Origin of the sequence: Siminovitchia sp. FSL W7-1587 (genome assembly GCF_037963795.1) — a bacterium.
GTDB lineage: Bacteria > Bacillota > Bacilli > Bacillales > Bacillaceae_C > Siminovitchia > Siminovitchia thermophila.
Genome location: NZ_CP150169.1, coordinates 4,309,834 through 4,329,393, shown reverse-complemented (window position 1 = coordinate 4,329,393; position 19,560 = coordinate 4,309,834). Strand labels below are relative to the sequence as shown.

16 protein-coding genes and 1 riboswitch are annotated in these 19,560 nt (G+C 42.1%); of the genes, 4 read left to right on the top strand and 12 right to left on the bottom strand.

The features are described 5' to 3' along the window. Positions 1-8 precede the first annotated feature (8 nt). From spoIIIAC to spoIIIAA, 3 genes are read right to left on the bottom strand one after another with little or no spacing between them, the layout of a single operon-like run. Entirely contained in the window at positions 9-212 is a 204-nt protein-coding gene (gene spoIIIAC, locus NST31_RS20330; protein WP_057983258.1) for a stage III sporulation protein AC, read from the bottom strand. A gap of 15 nt (positions 213-227) precedes the next feature. Further along, the gene (gene spoIIIAB / locus NST31_RS20325; RefSeq protein ID WP_205178656.1) at positions 228-743 is read right to left on the bottom strand and encodes a stage III sporulation protein SpoIIIAB; all 516 of its coding nucleotides are present in this window, start codon (positions 741-743) and stop codon (positions 228-230) included. Next, a complete protein-coding gene (spoIIIAA, locus tag NST31_RS20320; RefSeq protein ID WP_339162915.1) occupies positions 736-1,650 on the bottom strand; it encodes a stage III sporulation protein AA in 915 nt (304 codons plus the stop codon). The genes spoIIIAB and spoIIIAA overlap by 8 nt, the downstream gene beginning before the upstream one ends. A 277-nt stretch (positions 1,651-1,927) precedes the next feature. Here spoIIIAA and NST31_RS20315 point away from each other — a divergent pair, with 277 nt between their 5' ends. Further along, entirely contained in the window at positions 1,928-2,476 is a 549-nt protein-coding gene (locus NST31_RS20315) for a shikimate kinase (protein WP_339162913.1), read from the top strand. Positions 2,477-2,862: 386 nt separating this feature from the next. Here NST31_RS20315 and aroD read toward each other — a convergent pair whose 3' ends face one another. The 4 genes from aroD to NST31_RS20295 form a co-directional block, all read right to left on the bottom strand. After that, complete coding sequence (gene aroD, locus NST31_RS20310; RefSeq protein WP_339162911.1) at positions 2,863-3,615, bottom strand: type I 3-dehydroquinate dehydratase; 753 nt, start codon at positions 3,613-3,615, stop codon at positions 2,863-2,865. Between the two features lie 701 nt (positions 3,616-4,316). Next, positions 4,317-4,874, bottom strand: a complete 558-nt coding sequence (efp, locus tag NST31_RS20305) for an elongation factor P (RefSeq protein ID WP_077111360.1) — start codon at positions 4,872-4,874, stop codon at positions 4,317-4,319. Positions 4,875-4,895: 21 nt separating this feature from the next. Continuing rightward, a complete protein-coding gene (locus tag NST31_RS20300) occupies positions 4,896-5,957 on the bottom strand; it encodes a Xaa-Pro peptidase family protein (RefSeq protein WP_339162908.1) in 1,062 nt (353 codons plus the stop codon). Between the two features lie 106 nt (positions 5,958-6,063). After that, positions 6,064-6,546 carry a YqhR family membrane protein gene (locus NST31_RS20295; RefSeq protein WP_077111363.1) on the bottom strand — a complete coding sequence of 161 codons (483 nt, stop codon included), beginning with the start codon at positions 6,544-6,546 and terminating at the stop codon, positions 6,064-6,066. A 569-nt stretch (positions 6,547-7,115) separates the two neighbouring features. Here NST31_RS20295 and NST31_RS20290 point away from each other — a divergent pair. Further along, positions 7,116-7,469, top strand: coding sequence for an SA1362 family protein (locus tag NST31_RS20290; protein ID WP_083717470.1), 354 nt, complete (start codon positions 7,116-7,118; stop codon positions 7,467-7,469). Positions 7,470-7,490: 21 nt separating this feature from the next. Here NST31_RS20290 and NST31_RS20285 read toward each other — a convergent pair whose 3' ends face one another. Together NST31_RS20285 and NST31_RS20280 are read right to left on the bottom strand one after the other, a co-directional pair. Next, a complete protein-coding gene (locus NST31_RS20285; RefSeq protein WP_339162906.1) occupies positions 7,491-8,375 on the bottom strand; it encodes a patatin-like phospholipase family protein in 885 nt (294 codons plus the stop codon). Between the two features lie 248 nt (positions 8,376-8,623). Then, on the bottom strand, positions 8,624-11,179 hold the full coding sequence (locus tag NST31_RS20280; RefSeq protein WP_077111367.1) for a vitamin B12-dependent ribonucleotide reductase: 2,556 nt from the start codon (positions 11,177-11,179) through the stop codon (positions 8,624-8,626). 358 nt (positions 11,180-11,537) lie between these two features. On the opposite strand from NST31_RS20280, the gene NST31_RS20275 reads away from it, so the two are divergent. Both NST31_RS20275 and nhaC read left to right on the top strand, forming a co-directional pair. Further along, positions 11,538-11,927, top strand: a complete 390-nt coding sequence (locus NST31_RS20275) for a rhodanese-like domain-containing protein (protein WP_077111368.1) — start codon at positions 11,538-11,540, stop codon at positions 11,925-11,927. 982 nt (positions 11,928-12,909) lie between these two features. Next, positions 12,910-14,349, top strand: a complete 1,440-nt coding sequence (nhaC, locus tag NST31_RS20270) for a Na+/H+ antiporter NhaC (protein ID WP_205178663.1) — start codon at positions 12,910-12,912, stop codon at positions 14,347-14,349. A 909-nt stretch (positions 14,350-15,258) separates the two neighbouring features. Here the strand turns inward: nhaC and gcvPB are convergent. The 3 genes from gcvPB to gcvT are packed head-to-tail and all read right to left on the bottom strand — an operon-like array spanning position 15,259 to position 19,184. Continuing rightward, positions 15,259-16,719, bottom strand: a complete 1,461-nt coding sequence (gcvPB, locus tag NST31_RS20265; RefSeq protein WP_205178665.1) for an aminomethyl-transferring glycine dehydrogenase subunit GcvPB — start codon at positions 16,717-16,719, stop codon at positions 15,259-15,261. Next, on the bottom strand, positions 16,712-18,058 hold the full coding sequence (gcvPA, locus tag NST31_RS20260; RefSeq protein ID WP_339165631.1) for an aminomethyl-transferring glycine dehydrogenase subunit GcvPA: 1,347 nt from the start codon (positions 18,056-18,058) through the stop codon (positions 16,712-16,714). Before gcvPA ends, gcvPB begins: the two co-directional genes overlap by 8 nt. A 19-nt stretch (positions 18,059-18,077) precedes the next feature. Continuing rightward, on the bottom strand, positions 18,078-19,184 hold the full coding sequence (gene gcvT, locus NST31_RS20255) for a glycine cleavage system aminomethyltransferase GcvT (protein ID WP_077111372.1): 1,107 nt from the start codon (positions 19,182-19,184) through the stop codon (positions 18,078-18,080). Positions 19,185-19,350: 166 nt separating this feature from the next. Then, a riboswitch (glycine riboswitch) is annotated at positions 19,351-19,445 on the bottom strand. Between the last annotated feature and the right edge of the window lie 115 nt (positions 19,446-19,560).

Sequence of the window (19,560 nt, the reverse complement as noted above, 5' to 3'; positions counted from 1 at the left end):
CCCTCCCATCATTGAAATAAAAACACTGATCTTATTTTTTGAAAAAGCCCGTCAACAATCGTTACAACCATAAACAAAATGTAGATGAAACCGAATAAGGTCACCCATTGCGCATACTCCTTTTTCCCTACCTGATCCAGAATGGTGTGCAGAAAAGCAACGACAATGCCAACGCCCGCTATTTTAAAAATAACATCCACCTCAATGCCCATTACATCTCCTCCCACTTACAAAAGCAAAATAATGAATAGCAGGCCCGACAAAAAACCGAGACTCTTCATTAATTTTTCATATTGCTTTTGTTTTTCACGAGCATCCGACTCTTCCCTTTCCAGATGGGTCAGAGTAAGAAGTATATGTTTTTGCTGAGTAAACCGGTCATGTTTTCCGAGATTTTCCCCAAATTGGACGAGTATTTCATATTCACTTTGTTTCAGGTCTGTTTGGTCCCATATTTTATCCAAGCTTTCCCGCCAGGCGTTTTTTACCATAACCTCAGGTTCCTTCAATTGATCGGAAAAGGTTGTAAAGAAAGTGCCGATAGGGTGGGGGAGCTGCGCTCCCAGTTTTCTGCTCGCTTCCAGAAGCGGCGTATGATTGTACATGATCTCCGCATCAAGTGCTTGCAAAGATTCCCTGACCATCCGAAGCTGCTTCGTGCGCCTGATAAAATGATTGGAAGATTCAATCCCCACCCAAGTTGTCGCACATATAATGAGCACTGCCCCGATCAGTTTAAACATGGACTCCCACTGCCTGTCCATGCATGTCTTTGATTGAATACACCTTGCCGGGATCACCTTTGGAAGATAACTCAAGAAATCTTTCAAACACTTGTTGATCAATAATGTCTTTTAATAGCGGTCTTTTTGTTATATCTTCCAAGTTATTGCCATGCGTCGTCATCATTAAAGTAATACCGGCATTCACAGCTTCCATGATGGCTGTTTTATCCTCCTGTCTGCCAATTTCATCCACGATCAAAACATCGGGACTGAGCGACCTGATCATCATCATCATTCCTTCAGCTTTTGGACAGGCATCCAGCACATCAATTCGGGGGCCAAACTGAAGCTGGGGTACTCCCTGTAAACACCCTGCAATTTCCGATCTTTCATCCACGATCCCCGCCTTCATCGCCCGTATCCCCTTTTCAGGACACCCTTCAGATATGATCCGGGCAATATCTCTCAATAAAGTCGTTTTTCCCGATTGCGGAGGCCCGATAATCATCGTATGCTTCCAATTTCCATCAAATAAAAAAGGGAGCAACGGATTTGCAGAACCGATTTTTTCTCGCGCTATTCGAATGTTAAAGGAAGATAGATGTCTCAAGGCTTTTACGTGTCCGCTTTCCAAAATGGTTTTCCCGGCAAGCCCGATCCGGTGTCCGCCTTCAATGGTGACATATCCTCTTTTGAGCTCTTCATCCAATGTATAAAAAGAGTGATTAGCCAGTTTGCTAATGAGTTGTTCCGCATCACTCTTGGTAAATAGATATGGGAGAAAATGAGGGATTCCCCTGGATGAAACTTCAATAGGCCGATTCACTCTTAACCGAATTTCTTCCGTTTCTTCCAAAATACTTTTGGAAAGCCCTTGTAATAAATCTTTCATATGGGTCGGCAAAACACGAAATATGGCATCCATCCCAATCCTCCTTCTCCGCCTTTCGCTACTAATATGTATTCGCCCAAGCAGTGAATAGAACACTGGACAATAATTAATCGTCAAAAAAGCTCCCGTTTTTTTATAGCATGGGAGCTTTACTGTGTATGGATTATAAATATGATTCTTTCGGAAATGCTGTTTAAAGTTCTCTTCCGCTCAGGAATTTTTTATATATTCGACTATGTGGATTGGAGACGTTCGCGATCATTCCTGATATAATACATTTTTAACAACAAATTGAAAAGAGTGTTTAATCGTGATAAATAGAGATATGGATATAAGGGAAAAAAGCATCGTATTGATTGGTTTTATGGGTGTTGGAAAAACAACCGTTGGGCAGCTACTTGCCCAAAAGCTAAACAGGAGCTTAGTTGATATTGACCAGGTGATTGAAAGCGACTTCGGCATGCCCACGACTGAAATCTTCAACAAATACGGAGAATCAACATTTCGAAAATATGAAAAAGAAACTGTCATTTCTTATTGCAAACAAAAATGGAAAATCATCTCGGTCGGAGGAGGCGCTTTTTTAAATGAGGAGGTCAGGAAAGCGTGCCTATCAAACTGTCTGGTTGTTTATCTTGATATACCGTGGGAAGAGTGGAAAAAAAGGTTGCACATGCTGATTGACTCCCGGCCTGTATTACAAGGTCGCACCTTAGACGAAATACGAAAGCTTTTTGACGAACGCCAAAAAATTTACGCGGCACACCACTTAAAAGTAACAATAGATGCTAAATCAGCCGCAGAAGTGGCGGATGATATCGTTGATTGTTTGCAATCGGCTTGGAAAATCCATCCATGATTTGGAATTAGACTGGAATTCGTGTGCTTATCATGCCTTAAAATCAAAACTATTTGACATCGTACGCTTGCCCAACAATAAAAAGCGAGGGGCTGAGCCATAACTAAATATGCTGATGGACATAAGTTGAAAGCTGATTGATATTCGTGAAATCTGAGAATAAAACCGCGTGAAATCAAGGTTTTGAAACTTGATTCCATGCGGTTTGTTTCATTTTTACAGGGTTTTGTCCCGGTCCCTTATTTTTGTGTTGTCCTTTTCTCCTTCCTGATGGAAACATGAAGTTGCCTTCAACTTAGCCAATATACAGGGTTGCAAACAGGCAATCCGTTTATCGACTCAAAACTATTTTTACTCAAGCTAAGAACTCCAAATGGGTTAGATTGTTATTGATAACCCATTGACTCTTTCATTTTTGTGATCATTTGCTGTAAACGCTCAATTGGAACCTGGCCGGGAGCGGAGTTGTGAACGCCCAATCCAAAAGTGAGAACGGATCCGTACACCCATCCAATTACTCTGCTGAGTGCCCCCAGGCCGCCCATCGACATGGTTATAACCGGAATGGTTAATACATCGTCAGCATCTTTCGTCGCTTGTAAAAGTCTCAGGACGTCATCTTTATTGTTCGGCATAACCGCTGCTTTTGCCATGTCGGCTCCGTAAAATTCACATAAAAAGAGCTTTTTGATGATTTCTTGATTACCCGGAGTGCAGTCGAAATTATGGTAAGAAAGTATAAGCTTTTTGTTGTTGTCTTTGGTCTGTTTTCTTATTTTCTGTATAAATGCAGGTTCATTAGACACTTCATAGTCAATGATATCAACATTCCGGCTTTTACTTACTTGGCATAGCAAAGCCACTTTGTCATGTTCAGATAACGGAATGGGCTCTCCCCCCTCTTTTTCTGAACGGATCGTAAACAAGATGGGAAGACCCGCCTTGAATTTAATTTCTTTCAATAAGGAGATGACATATTCAGTGTCATGAATATTTGTCAGAAAATCTGCCCTCCATTCAATTAAATCAGGATTTTTGGGAATGATTTTTTCAAGCTCTTCCATAATGTCGTCCCTATTACGTCCAACCAGAGGCGTACATATATAGGGGATATCTTTTCCTTGAAATAACGAGTTCAACGTAAGACCACCTCTATGATTCTATGTTCTGCAAGAATACATCAATTATATACCTTTTCCTCTGAAATTCCTTCCCAAATTTATTTCATGCACGAATGAACTTTCGTCTGCAGGTTGGGTGACCTTTGAATGGTTATCAGATGTAAGCGAGTAAGGAGGATTCATAGCGGTGTAAGCGATTTTCTCCATGAGGGCTCCTGCTGAATGTTAGTTGAACCAATCGGGCATTTAGGTGCCGTTTCCTTCCACTTACACCTTTTATATTTACTCAAGATTTTGAAGTGGGAGTTACGGCACCTTACATGCGGGATAAAGTGAAACTTCATTCAGTAGGGCTCCTACTGAACGTTAGTTGAACCAATCGGGCATTTAGGTGCCGTTTTCTCCCACTTAGACCTTTTGTATTCACCCAAGATTTTGAAGTGGGAGAGTTACGGCACCTTACATGCGGGATAAATGGTCCCAGTGTATCATACGCAAGCTTTTAGCGTCGTCAGCATATGTAGACTCCTGCGGGAATAGCTCGAGCTGAAGATCCCGCAGGAAAGCGACCTTTGCTTTCCGAGGAAGCTGAAGAGACCTGCGGAAAGTGGAATATTTTTACGTAGTCATGATAGGGATTTTTTCACACAAATAAACCGAACAATTATAAATGAATTGTTCGGTCGTATTTGCTTATGTCCCAGTCTCTTTGTGAAAATTTATGCCCTGGAAACATATGACCCATCTGAAGTATTAATGACTAACGTATCCCCTTCATTGATAAAAAACGGAACTTGAACAACGAGCCCGGTTTCAAGTGTTGCCGGTTTTGATCCCCCTGAAGCAGTATCGCCTTTAATGCCGGGTTCAGTGGAAACAACTTTTAATTGTACAGTATTTGGCAAATCGACTCCGAGTGTTTCCCCGTTATACATGATGATGTGAACTTCCATATTTTCAAGCAGAAAATTTAATTCATGCTCAATTTGATCTGCCGATAATTCAATTTGTTCATATGTTTCCTGGTCCATAAATACATGCTGATCCCCGCTTGCATACAAGTATTGCATCGCTTTATTATCAATTTGGGCCCGGTTGACTTTTTCCCCGGCTCGAAACGTCTTTTCAGCAATTGCGCCTGTCCGTAAATTTCTTAATTTGGAACGGACAAAGGCAGCACCTTTCCCCGGCTTAACATGCTGAAATTCCAAGACGCGCCAAACTCCCCCATCTACTTCAATTGTCAAGCCTGTTCGAAAGTCGTTTACTGAAATCATATGTCTTCCTCCTGATACATGTTATAAAATGATTAATTCTTTAGGTGAATGTGTTAATGTTTCATTCCCGTATTGAGTCATGACTATGTCATCCTCAATACGGACCCCGCCAATTTCCGGCAAGTAGATGCCTGGCTCAACCGTTACTACCATCCCGGGAACTAGTGTCGTCTCAGACCTGCTCCCCAAACCAGGCCCTTCATGCACTTCAAGGCCAATACCGTGGCCGAGCGAGTGCCCAAAATTGTCTCCATATCCTTTTTCACGTATGTAATCACGGGCAATCGCATCGGCATCCCGTCCTGTCATGCCAGGTTTGATTTGATCCACGGCCTGAACTTGGGCCTCCAGCACAATCTGATATATCTCCGTTAATTTTTCAGACGGATTTCCGACTGCAACTGTGCGGGTAATGTCGGAAACATACCCTTGATACAATGCGCCGAAATCCAACGTGACGAAATCTCCGCTCTCAATCAATTTGTCGCTTGCCACTCCATGCGGCAAGGCGGATCGTTTGCCTGAGGCGACAATAATATCAAATGACGATGAAGCAGCCCCATTTTTTCGCATGAAAAATTCCAGCTCATTGGCTATATCCAACTCTGCCACGCCTGGTTTCATGTAGTTAAGAATATGAGTAAAAGCATTGTCCGCAATTTTTGCGGCTTCTTTGATCGTATTGATTTCCTCTTCAGATTTGACCATGCGGAGTTGTTCAATCATGTTAGATACAGGAACCGTCTCAGCCTCTATTGATTGATCAAGCTTTTCCCACGTTGAATAAGTAATATGGTCCTTTTCAAAGCCGAGCTTTCCGATTTTCGACTCATTTACGATATTGGCTACTTCCTCAATAAGCGATCTGTTGTGCTGGATAATGTCGTACCCGCTTGTCTCAGATTTTGCCTGTTCTACGTAACGAAAGTCTGTAATAAAATAGGCATTGTCTGAAAGTATTAACGCGGCACCGGCCGAACCGGTAAAATTTGTCACGTATCGGCGATTATATGTACTCATGATGAGTATGCCGTCAATTCCATACTGCGGTAATAATTGCTGTACTTTTTTTAATCTTGCCATCCCGATCTCTCCCGTCCCGATTTTTTGGAATGGATCTTTTATGAAGTCTCGTCTCACCTATTCAGCATGTGATCAGTTTAACATATAAATCCAGAAAAAACATTGTTCAAGAATGTCCTTTTAGTTTTTTTACATAAATCGATTCTTCGTACTCATAGGAGATCGAATAGCCGATGAAAACCCCATATAAAAGAAAGGAGGTCAGTCCAGTCAAAACCGTATTTAACTCATATGTTATGAGTAACTTTGCATTTGGATATAACGGATGCAGTACAAAAAAAACGACGACAAACAGTACTGCGCCATATAAAATTCCCCATGCAAATGATTTCTTTTTTCTCAATAAAGCATAATAAATAAGCGCGGGAACAATGGAGATGAGCCCATACACCATAGAAACAATGATAATCTCTGCCCAGTTGCTTTTCCATCCTCCGGCTACGGGAGTCAAAATGATGTTTGGACGAATTTCCGTAAAGTTCAAATAATATAAGGCGTAACCCATTAAACATCCGAATATGCCGGCCGTCAATCCTGTCACAATCGCCAATGTCAAAAGGGATATATTATAATACGTTTCGTTTTCCATAAAAACACCTCCACTACTATCATGTCCTGACTTTTCAATTCTTTTCACGCGGATCATTTATCTGGTTATATTTTCTTTTATTTAGTAAAATATATGTAAAGAACAAAGTTGCCACGCCTCACTTTTCTTAATAGAAATGTCACAATCTGCCAGCATCGTTACTTTTACGGAAACATAAAACAACAATAGATATGCGTCGTCAATTTTGTAACCATAACGCCCCTGAATTCGTAAGGCTCACAGGCTTTTAAACCTTGCTCTCCGAATTCCCGCGGGCTGAACAGATCACCCTGAACATCCGCACCGGAAAAGAATTGATACAAGCAATCCTGCAGGAACTCTCAGTTTTACCATAAACTAGGTCATTGATGTAAGTTTTTACCATTTACCCTTGGCGTTTTTTTAAAAATGTCGGGATTTTGTCAAATAAACATCTCGGTCCTTCGTTTAAAGATTTGCCGATGTGGAAAAGAAAAGTGAGATAAGTATGAGTGTAAATTGTTGTTCATTATGTATAAATGCATTGCTTTTTGGGAAAGATGTCCATTACTCCCAAGGAGGTGGCGCTCTTGAATGTACGGAATTGGATTATAGGAGGAATCTTTCTCTTGGCTGTCGTGGGACTCGGTTCCTATTTATTCACCAACCCGGCAGGTCTGTTTAGGCAACTGTTCATTATCGCGATTACGGTTGCTATTGTTTTGCTGATCTTTCGGCTTGTGAGCAATCGGTTACCGAGCCGCAGAGAAAGAAATGCATTTGCCAAAGCGGCAAGGCAATCTAAATTACGGGCAAAACGGCGTAAAAGCCAAATGAAGGCAAAAAGCCATTTGCGAAACAGGCCGTTGCGTAGAAGATCTACTGCCCATTTAACCGTTATTGAAGGAAAGAAAAGCAAGAAAAAAGACAGAGCGATTTTTTAATCGACGCTGTCTGATGAATACTTAGTATACCCAAGATGTTAAAAACATCCTGGCTCGCTCGCGCCCTTTTTCAATAAGGGCTTCTTTTTTTTGGTTATCAATGGAAAATTCAATCGAAAACGTTTCGTTCATGGGGATAAAAATAATGTTTTTTTCATGTTTCCGGGAAATATATTTTGCATCGTGCGCATCTTTCATCGTAGTAAATAATGCTTCAACGAGCTGCAGCCCGTTTTGAATATTTCTTTCTGGCTGTTCTTCTGTATGATGGCTCAGTTTTACCCCGATGATCGGTCTTTTTGGTTTTTTCCCGTCCTTTTGAAACAGCCAAATGGGGAAATTGCTTAATAGGCCTCCATCCACGATCATATTGGTTCCGGATAATGAGCGGAGTTTAACGGGTTCAAAAAAATAAGGGATCGCACAGCTCATCCGAATGGCTCGTGCCACTGGAAACGTTTCTTTTGGAACCCCATATTTTCCCAAGTCATCCGGAAGGACAAGCAATCTGCCCGCTGATAGATCAGACGCAATGACCCGCAATGAATCAGGAGGCAAATCTTTAAACGTATAGACACCTTTGTGTGCAAGTTTTTTTCCGAGCCAGTCCTCCAATAAATCGCCCCGGTAAATACCCATTCGAAAGTAAAGTAACAGCCACTTGGCCATTTGAAAAGGCAAGAGAGTTTTTCTGCGATCAAGGAATATTTTCATATCTACATTTTTCATCAAATCAATCATTTCCTTGCTGGAATAGCCGGCTGCCGCTAATGCGGAAATCACCGCTCCCGCACTTGTTCCTGCAAGCCGCTTGAATGTGAATCCCCTCTCCTCCAGTATTTCAAGTGCCCCAAGCAAAGCAAAACCCTTTATGCCCCCTCCCGAAAACACCCCGTCAATTTCCATTGTTTTGCCCGCCTTTCTCAATGCTGTTTATCCGCCTTAACTGAAGCCGCCCACTTCAACAAGGAGATCAGCCGCTGTAAAAGCCCGATGGTTCAACTAACAACCAGTGCGAAAAGCCCCATAAGTCTCACTTATATTGATATATGTTTGATAAAACGGGAATTAGAACAAATTGTTGGAATGTTGGAAACTGATGACAATCCCTAAAAAAAACTGACCCGAATAAACGGGTCAGCCGACTATGTTGGTTATAGTCCACATTTTAACTGAGCGTTGCAATTATCACAAGTATTGCATCCGCCGATCTCTTTTACCTGTCCTTTGCGGCAGACTGGACATGTATTCCCCAATTCGGAGCCGATCGTCACACTCGTCGAACGGACATCTTGAATGGTATCAACTAATACGACAGGGCGTTCCGGCTGCTCGGTTTCCTGCTTTTCCTCAAAGCTGTTATCCTCTGCTTTTAATGTGAGCACCTGTGAATCACGGCTGCCATCAACATATACGGTACCACCTTTGGCTCCGCCTTTATACAACCGCTCGTACACTTTTTCGACCTGCTCGACGGTATATCCTTTCGGCGCATTGACCGTTTTGGATATGGAGCTGTCAATCCAACGCTGGATGATGCACTGTACATCCGCATGAGCTTCAGGGGAAAGATCCATTGCCGTAATAAACCAATGCGGCAATTTGTCCTTATCTGCTTCCGGATGCTCCCTCAGATACTCTTCCACAATGTCGGCCTTCACTTCAATGAATTTTCCGAGGCGGCCGCTGCGGTAATACGTAAAGGAGAAGTATGGTTCAAGCCCTGTTGAGCAGCCAATCATTGTTCCGGTGGAGCCAGTTGGAGCTACAGTCAGAAGGTGCGAGTTGCGAATGCCGTGCTCTTTGATCGATTCACGAATTTCTTCTGGCATTCCCTTCATAAAGCCGGTGTTGGTAAATGCCTCGCGAAGCTTGGCTGTCTCCGCCTCTGTTTCTCCTCTTAAAAACGGGAAGCTGCCCTTTTCTTTTGCCAATTCAATAGACTCTTCATAGGCGGTTGTTGCAATGACTTCAAACACTTGATCTACAAGCTCATTTCCTTCCTTGGAGCCATATTCCTTTTCACAATAGATGAGCAAATCTGCTAATCCCATGACACCAAGACCGATCCGGCGCTCGCCAAGTGCCTGTTTTTTATTCTCTTCCAAGAAGTATGGTGTTGCATCAATTACGTTATCCTGCATTCTCACGCCGACTTTTACTGTTTGTCTTAATTTTTCAAAGTCGACTTCCTTTTTCTTTTTATCAGCCATTTGCGCTAGGTTCACAGCCGCCAAATTACATACGGAGTAAGGAGCCAATGGCTGCTCACCGCAAGGATTGGTCGCTACCACTTTTTGTCCGTATGCTTGCGCATTCGTCATTTCGTTTGCATTGTCAATAAAGAAAATGCCTGGTTCCGCAGAATACGTCGCACAAATATTGATAAGGTTCCACAGTTCGCGGGCTTTCATTTTACGGTAAACACGCACTTTGTGGCCAAGTCTTTTCCACTCGCGAACATCTCCCACCTTGTGCCACTGTTCATTGTAAATGGTCATTTCTTCCTCTTCGTAATTCTCGACATCTGGGAAACAAAGTTCATATTCGGTGTCCTTTTCTACAGCTTCCATAAACTCCTTTGTAATACATACCGAAATATTGGCTCCTGTTAAAAATTCAGGATTATGAACTGAATATGTTCCGCCTTCCCTTAATTTTTCTTCGGCGTTTTGGAATATTTCTTCGTTGAAACCGCCATGGCCGGGTATATTTCGATAGTTGAGGACACCTTGATACATAGCTTCCTCCGCTTGTGTAAGCGGGGTGAATTTCAATTTATCTTTTGCGTGCTTTTTGATGACCGGGTCCGTGGTGTTTTCAATTAAAAAGCGCAGAATACGCGGATTTTGCATTTTGGAGATGATAAATTCCACAATATCAGGATGCCAAGAGGCAAGCATGATCATTTGCGCGCCCCGACGAGATCCTCCCTGTTCGACGAGATGTGTCAGTTTGGCAATATCATCCAGCCAAGAAACAGAGCCGGAAGATTTTCCGTTTACTCCGCGAGCCAACGTATTGCGCGGTCTCAATGTCGATCCATTTGTTCCGACGCCCCCACCGCGGCTCATAATTTCCATTACTTGTTTTCTATGTTCGGAAATACCTTCGCGCGAATCAGCGACAAATGGCATCACATAACAGTTAAAATAAGTGACATCCGTACCGGAGCCCGCTCCATATAAGACTCGTCCGGCAGGGACGAAATGCAAATTAACCAGCTCTTCATAAAATTTTTCGAACCATTCTTGTCTTTTCTCTTCCGTTTTTTCGACGGAGGCAAGACCTGTTGCATTTCTTTTTGCAATTTGCTCGTAAAAAACTTCCAATGGTTTTTCTATAATATCAAGAGGACGGACAATGATGCCTGTTTCTCTCTCTACCTCATCCTCCAAGGCACTTCGGTACTCCTCTTCGACAATCACTTCGGCTGTCTTTTCTTCCCAATCAATGGATTGGATGAAGCCCAATCCCCTTGCCGGAAACTTCGGGTCTTCTTTAATCGTCAACACGACGAAGTCACCTTCACTCAAAGTGATTTTTTCGGTATCTTTATATGCATACCTGTCAATCATGACAAGTCTTGAGACCCCTTTGTGGGTAATTCGCATATCAGGTGTGATAGGATGAACATGCTTAAATAATTGAATGTCTTCATTAAGCCTTTCAATATTTAGATTCGGTTTTTTCGTAAATGCAACAGACATTTTGCCAACTCCTTCTCAAAAACATTTCGGGTAAGTTACCTTACTTATGTATCTGTCATAGATACGTTACCATATATTTATCCAGAAAATCAATCCTTAAACACAATATATTGATTTTATTTTGAAACAACTCTACTATATATTGTGTTTCGGAGCTAAACAATCGTCATTTGTCAAATTTAAAATTAAGAGATTCCGGGAGATAAAAGAAGAGATTAACCGATACCACAGCACAAATCGTTGATTTTCAACAAATTTAACATTTTACTTTTTGTTGGAGTGGAATAGAGGAAAAAACTTTGATTCATCGTCATTTGGAGAATATAATAGAGAATAGGGTTATTACTAGAAAGGGGCTATGGAGTTGGTACTTCTTTATACAACAATTGGCTTGTTGGTGGTAGTTATTGCTTTTTCTCTTTTTAACTATTTCCAACAAAAGAAAATATTAAAAACGCTGACGGAAGATGAATTTCGTGCCGGATACCGCAAAGCACAACTCATCGATGTGCGTGAACAGAAAGAATATGACGGCGGCCATATCCTTGGCGCGAGAAGTATTCCAATGTCTCAGTTAAAAATGAGAATGAAGGAAATTCGTCCGGATAAACCGGTCTACTTATATTGCCAAAGCGGGATGAGAAGTGGAAGGGCCGCCCAAATTCTTTACAAAAAAGGATACCGTCAGCTGTACCATCTGCAAGGCGGCTACAAAAATTGGACGGGAAAAATTAAAAAGAAATCATAAAACAAGCGCCCGGACAGCGGTATGCAATGAGCGGTATTAAAAAAACCGCCAGAATACTTATGGACATTGAGCAGGAGGGGGAATGGATCCCCCGGCCTCTTACATAACCGTACGTGAGTCTGCCTATCAACGTCTTTTATATCTTATAAAATAAAGGCGATGTTGCCAATCACAAAAAATAAAAGGTCTTCCCTCTTTATTCATACCCTCGCCTATCAAATTTATCAGGCTTCCATATCCTTAGGCAAGCAAATAAAACTTGCCATCTTTTTTACCAAAACCTCTTGTGAAAAACAAAGTGTCATTTTCATTATGGCGCAATCATTTTTACGTTCTAATAAAAAATAATCCTTATTCAATCATTTCTAAGAAACGAATTCTTATTCAAGAAAGCGGAGGGACTGGCATAACGGAACTTCGGCAACAGATTGTGTAGCATTATTTTGCTAAAAGATAAGAATGGCGGGAATCGATTTGTAGGTATATTCACTATTCTTATCTATGGATAACGAGGCGGTTTTTCATGGGAAAATAACAGGAGGCAGATGATGGTACATGAGTTGGCCACAGCGATTTCGTACAGAAAACAAAGGAAACGGATCGTTCTTACACATACTTTTCCCGTTACGTCCCCTTTTTGCTGCATTCAATGATGAAACTTTTGAGATGTTGCCCTTGCTTTGTTAGGTCGAATTAACTTGTTTAATTCCATCGGGTCAAATGTGGGTTTACCTTGCAGAAAGTCGGTATAAAACGCATTTCAACTTTTCCTATCTAAAGCCATAGCAAACGAAGCGAGCCAGGTATTTCATTTTTATTAAACTGATCAACTAAGGTGTCCTATTTTTTTCAGAATTATAATAGAAACAACTGCGAAAGCGCAAAAAAATTTTGCGCTGAGCTTAAAAATTTTGCATTTATCAATTCACCTTTATATATTATTATAGTTTTGACGTTAAACTTAATTGAAAGGAGAAAATCCATGAAAGAAAACAAGCCAGAAATACATGTTCCTTTCTTTCTGGCTATCATACCGTTAATCGTGATGGTAGCCGTCATGGCAGTTACCATTATCAAGTTTGAAGGAAGTCCACATATTCCGCTTCTTGTGGGAACAGTTGTGTCCGCTTTCATCGCTTGGCGATTGGGTTATAAATGGGATGTTATCGAAGAAGGAGCATACAAAGGGATTCGACTGGCTCTGCCGGCCATTTTGATCATCATTACTATTGGAATGATTATCGGGGCATGGATTGGCGGTGGCATTATTGCAACCATGATTTATTATGGTCTGAAAATGATTACACCCTCATTATTTCTCGCTTCTATATGCGCAATCTGTGCGGTTGTCACGCTTGCCATCGGGAGTTCTTGGTCAACAATGGGGACGATCGGAGTTGCCGGAATGGGGATCGGAATCAGTATGGGCATCCCTGCACCGATGGTAGCCGGAGCGATTATTTCAGGATCCTATTTTGGTGATAAAATGTCACCGCTTTCAGATACGACTAATTTGGCAGCGGGGATTACGGGCACTGACTTATTCGATCATATTAAACATATGATTTACACTACAATCCCTGGACTGGCCATCGCCTTTATCGTCTACATCTTTTTAGGAAGGGGATTCTCTTCTTCCTCTATGGACGCCGGAGAAATCGGTCACATTTTAACTGCATTACAAGAGAATTTCGTCATTTCTCCTTGGCTGTTTCTCGTCCCAGTATTGGTCATTATCTTGGTGGCTAAAAAAATGCCAGCGCTTCCGGCCCTTTTTATTGGGGTTTTTATGGGGTGGATTTGTTATATTTTTGTACAAGACGGCTCAATTGCAGATGCTGTCAATACCCTTCAAGGCGGGTATTCAATTAAAACCGGAAACGCGATGGTGGATGAATTATTTAACCGTGGTGGCATCGATGATATGATGTACACTGTATCATTGACAATTGTAGCAATGACATTTGGCGGAGTAATGGAACAAACAGGCATGCTGAAATCAATTGTGGCTCAAATCCTGAAATTAGCTCGCACAGGTAAAAGCTTGATTGTTACAACCATTTTCTCGTCTTTCTTTACAAATGCAACAGCATCTGAACAATATATTTCTATCCTTTTGCCTGGAAGAATGTATTTAAAGGCATATAGAGATAAGAAACTTCATTCCAAAAACTTGTCGCGAGCGCTAGAAGATGGCGGAACCATCACTTCGGTCTTTGTACCATGGAATACATGTGGCGTGTTCATTTTTTCAACTCTTGCAGTCCACCCTGTTGATTATGCGCCATACGCGGTCATGAACTATGCTGTTCCAATCATTGCGATCTTGATGGCACTTTTCGGAATTAAGGTCGAGTACTTGTCAGAGACTAAAGTGAAAGAGTTGGAAATAAAAGAAGCCCAGAAAAATACGACAGCTTAACTACTCGTCATCGGCCCTATTTTTTTGACTCAAAAGGACTCTTTTCTTGGAAAAAATCGCGAACCACATCATTTTGAAGAACCTTATTAAAACTTGGTAATGGCGTATCAATTTGAACTGTCCCTTGTCACTAAGTAAACAGCGAAAATAATAAAAAACCTATAAGCGGTTTTAGTTCTATATATAAAGGGACTAAGGCCGTTTCATTTTTCTTGATATGCATCTACTTTATCGCTATGGACAGCTTTCAAAACTGTTCCCCAATAGCTCGTTACTCATACATATGCTTGATGTGTGTCTGTTCTCGGTATCAACGCAATATATGCACGGCGCTTTGGATAAGGGGAAGTTTTACCGTAGTGAATGTATCTTTCGCTTTGTCTACTCTGTTTGTTTTGGAATACCCTTAATGGATCATCACGCAAATCCAAAATCGCGCTTTAAAATTGGCTTTCTTCTTTGTCCAAACCATCTTGAAACTCAGGAACGTCCTTTCATTGTTTTACTGCTGTAAATTCCCGCTTTAAAATGTGATCCGTCACATGTGCATGAGTGTGTTTGGTTTTAGGAATCATTCTCGCCACTAGCTCTTTATGACCAAGGCTTTTTTAAATTCACGAGGGTCATTCGACGATAACCGTAAATACCTTTTCATGAAGGACGATCATTTCCTTGATTATTCCTTTATGTGTAAGTTCCTTTTGGAAGATGTTTGCTTTTTTATTTATCATAAGCAGAGTGGAGAGAAATGGGGTCGTTTTCCCCCTCATGCCCAAATATTTATCTTTGGTTAAAATCTGTATCTTTACAAGCTGTGATCGCTAAAAGCGGTGGACATAAAAAGCTCCCCTTAAGGGGAGCTTATCAAATGTACTTTTTTTATACAGTCTTTACTATGGCTGATATGTTTTATGCTTTTTCATACCGAAGAATCGGCTTTCTGGCAGCCTGGGTTTCATCCAGTCTTTTAACAATAGTATTATGAGGTGCTTCTTGGACAATCTCCGGATTTTCTTCCGCTTCCTTTGCAATTTGGATCATCGCATCAATAAAGCCGTCAAGCGTTTCTTTCGACTCTGTTTCAGTCGGTTCAAACATCATACACTCTTCGACGTTGAGCGGAAAATAGATTGTCGGCGGATGATAGCCAAAGTCAAGGAGACGTTTGGCAATATCAAGTGTCCGGACACCCAATTTCTTTTGGCGTTTTCCGCTTAACACAAATTCATGTTTACAGTGCCTGTCATACGGCAAATCGAAATACGGAGCGAGCTTTCTCATCAAATAATTGGCGTTGAGAACCGCGTATTCCGTCACTGCCTTGAGGCCGTCAGGCCCCATTGAACGAATGTATGTGTATGCCCTGACGTTGATTCCAAAGTTTCCATAAAATGGTTTTACCCTGCCGATGGAATTGGGACGGTCGTAATCAATGACAAATTGATCATCGCGTTTCGTAATCACAGGCTTTGGCAAATACGTAATTAAATCCTTTTTGACACCGACAGGTCCGGATCCGGGACCGCCACCTCCGTGCGGGCCTGTAAACGTTTTGTGAAGATTCAAGTGGACGACGTCAAATCCCATATCGCCTGGTCGGGCTTTGGACATCACAGCGTTTAAGTTTGCGCCATCATAGTACAGCTTGCCTCCTGCTCCATGGATAATTTCCGCCATCTCCACAATTTGTTCTTCAAATAGCCCAAGTGTATTAGGATTTGTAAGCATCAGTGCGGCTGTATCTGGACCAACAAGCTCTTTTAAGTGATCTAAATCAACCAGTCCGTCTTCACCGGAACGTACAGTAACAGTTTCCAAGCCCGCTACTGTCGCTGAAGCAGGGTTGGTTCCATGTGCCGAATCCGGGACGATGACTTTCGTCCGGTTTGTGTCACCATTTGCTTCATGGTAAGCACGGATCATCATTAAACCGGTCCATTCCCCATGTGCGCCTGCGGCAGGCTGGAGGGTCACTTCATCCATTCCAGTAATTTCTTTTAAATGCTCCTGTAAATCATACATTAGTTCGAGCGCGCCTTGAACGGACGATTCCGGCTGCAAAGGATGAATATGGGCAAAGCCCGGGAAGCGGGCAACCTGTTCATTGATTTTAGGATTATATTTCATTGTACAAGAGCCGAGTGGATAAAAACCTGAGTCTACTCCGTGATTGTGCTTCGAAAGCTCTGTAAAATGCCGCATAATATCCAATTCCGATACTTCAGGAAGTTTCGGTTCTTCTTCCCGCAAATAATCCGAAGGGATAAATTGATGGACATCAACCTCTGGAACATCCAATTCCGGAAGGCTGTATCCGATACGGCCCGGCGTTGACATTTCAAAAATAAGAGGCAAGTTCTCTTTACTCATGACAATCCCCCAATTCTTTTACGAAGTGATCGATCTCTTCCTTTGTTCTTAACTCCGTTACGGCAACCAACATATGATTTTTCAGCTCCGGATACTCACGGCTTACATCATATCCGCCAATGAATCCTTTTTCCAACAGCTTTTCATTTATTTCCCCGACAGGCTTACGGAGCTTTACAATAAACTCGTTGAAATGAGGCCCGTCAAACGCGATAGAAAATCCGCTTTCTTTCAACGCGTTTTTCGCATAATGTGCTTTTTGGATATTTTGAACAGCCATTTCTTTAACACCGTGTTTTCCCAAAGCCGTCATGGCTACAGATGCAGCCAGGGCGTTCAAAGCTTGGTTGGAACAGATGTTGGATGTTGCTTTATCGCGCCGGATATGCTGCTCGCGCGCCTGCAGCGTTAAAACGAAACCTCTCTTGCCGTCTTCGTCTGTTGTCTGTCCAACAAGTCTTCCCGGAACTTTTCGCATAAGTTTTTTCGTGACGGCGAAATAGCCGCAATGCGGACCGCCAAAGGAAGCGGGAATGCCGAAAGGCTGGGCATCTCCGACCACAATATCTGCACCAATGGCGCCTGGAGGTGTTAAAACACCCAAAGAAAGCGGGTTGCTGGAAACGATAAACAGTCCTTTTACGTCATGGATGAGCGGTTCAATTTTCTTAAGCGGCTCAATTTGGCCAAAGAAGTTCGGGTATTGTACAATTACCGCAGCAACCTCCTCGTTGATTTCAGCCTTTAAAGCCTCCAAATCAGTCAAACCATCTTTATCGGGAATTTCTATCACTTCAACTGCCTGGCCTTTGGCATATGTCTTTAATACATCGCGTGATTCGGGATGGACCGTCCTTGATACGAGAACTTTTTTTCTTCTTGTATGTCCGGCAGCGAGCATGGCCGCCTCTGCAAGCGCCGTTCCGCCATCATACATGGAAGAGTTTGCAACATCCATTCCTGTTAATTCACATATCATTGTTTGAAATTGAAAAATGGCCTGGAGCTCACCTTGAGAAATTTCCGGCTGATAAGGCGTGTAAGCGGTGTAAAACTCTGATCGAGATATCACATGGTCAACGATTGTCGGGATATAATGGTCGTACACTCCCGCTCCCAAAAACGAAACATGTTGTTGTAAATCGGCATTTTTGGCAGCAAGCCGAGACAACTCCTTTAATAAGGCGGATTCGGATTTGGCTTTTTTAATATTGTACTCCCTTTTGAATCGCACTTTATCCGGTATATCCGAAAATAAGTCATCTATTGAATCTACTCCGATCGTTTGCAGCATTTCTTTCTTGTCTTCTTCCGTCATAGGCAAATAACGATGTTTGATCATATTTTTCTCCCCCATCCTATTTTTTTGGACGTGTATAAAATGGCGTTTTAATGATTTTTGCTTGTAAACGTTTTTTGCGCACAGCCACTTCCAACTCATTCCCTACTTCACTGTACTCAGACTGAATGAGAGCAAGGCCGATGTTTTTTTTCAGCGTAGGAGATTGTGTTCCCGACGTGACAAACCCAATTTCTTCATCATTCTTATATACGGGATAGCCATGCCTCGGGATGCCCCGCTCCAGCATTTCGATACCTACAAGTCTTCTAGAAACGCCGTTTTCCTTTTGCTTTGTCAGGGCTTCTTTTCCGATAAAGTCCTCTTCTTTATTGAGTTTTACGGCAAATCCGATGCCTGCCTCTAAAGGAGAAATGTCCGGGGACAATTCCTGTCCATAAAGCGGCAAAGTCGCCTCGAAGCGCAACGTATCTCGTGCACCAAGCCCACAAGGCTGAATCCCCTCTTCCTTGCCTGCTTTTAGCAGATCTTCCCATATTTGAGTGGCGTCTTTCGGGCTACAGTAAATTTCAAACCCGTCTTCACCTGTATACCCAGTTCGGGAAACAAGAGCTTTCGCTCCGTTTACATCAACATTCTGTTGAAATTTGAAAAATTTGACATCTCTTAAATCCACATTTTTTACAATTTTTTGCAAAATCAATTGCGCTTTCGGTCCTTGAATCGCAATCAAGGCATATTGGTCTGAGACATTCTTCACTTCGACATCTTTATCCGCGTATTGTGTTAACCAGGCAACATCTTTATCCGTATTGGCGGCATTCACGATCAACAAGTATTCTTCTTCATCAAGCCGATAGATGAGCAAATCGTCTACGACTCCGCCATTCTCATAGCACATTGCCGTATATTGAGCGCCGCCCTTCTTCAGTTTGGATACATCGTTGGTCATCAATTTTTGAAGAAACGCTTCACTCTCTTTCCCTGTCACCAACACTTCTCCCATGTGGGAAACATCAAAAATGCCTGCTCTTTCCCTGACGGCTTCATGTTCCTCTTTTATGCTGGAAAACTGGACAGGAAGATCCCAGCCGCCAAAATCAATTGTCTTTGCCCCGTACTTTTCATACAAAGGATACAAAGGGGTTCGTTTTAATTCTGACATTGTCCTTCCTCCTTTTTATCTTTTATGTAACATCAGGCAATAAAAAAAGACAGAAAAACCCCTATGAAAAGGTTTCTCTGTCTTGGGACCTGAAAGTTTGACCGCTTTAAGATCGGCTTTCTTCTTTGGTGGTTTTCTCGTAGGAAGAAAACGCTCTCCAGAGTTGCGTCAAACAAGAGTCTTTTTGCCTGAGAGATTCGCACGGGTTCGCGCTTGCTCCTTCGGCGCCGAAAATTCATCGGTCTCTCCTCTTGTCATCATTCGCCTATATTCTTTTTGAGACTGGTTATACTATTATCATGCGAAGCTTGCTAGTTACACACATCGTACCATTCTTTTGCCAATTGTTCAAACATTTTCCTCAATCATACATAGA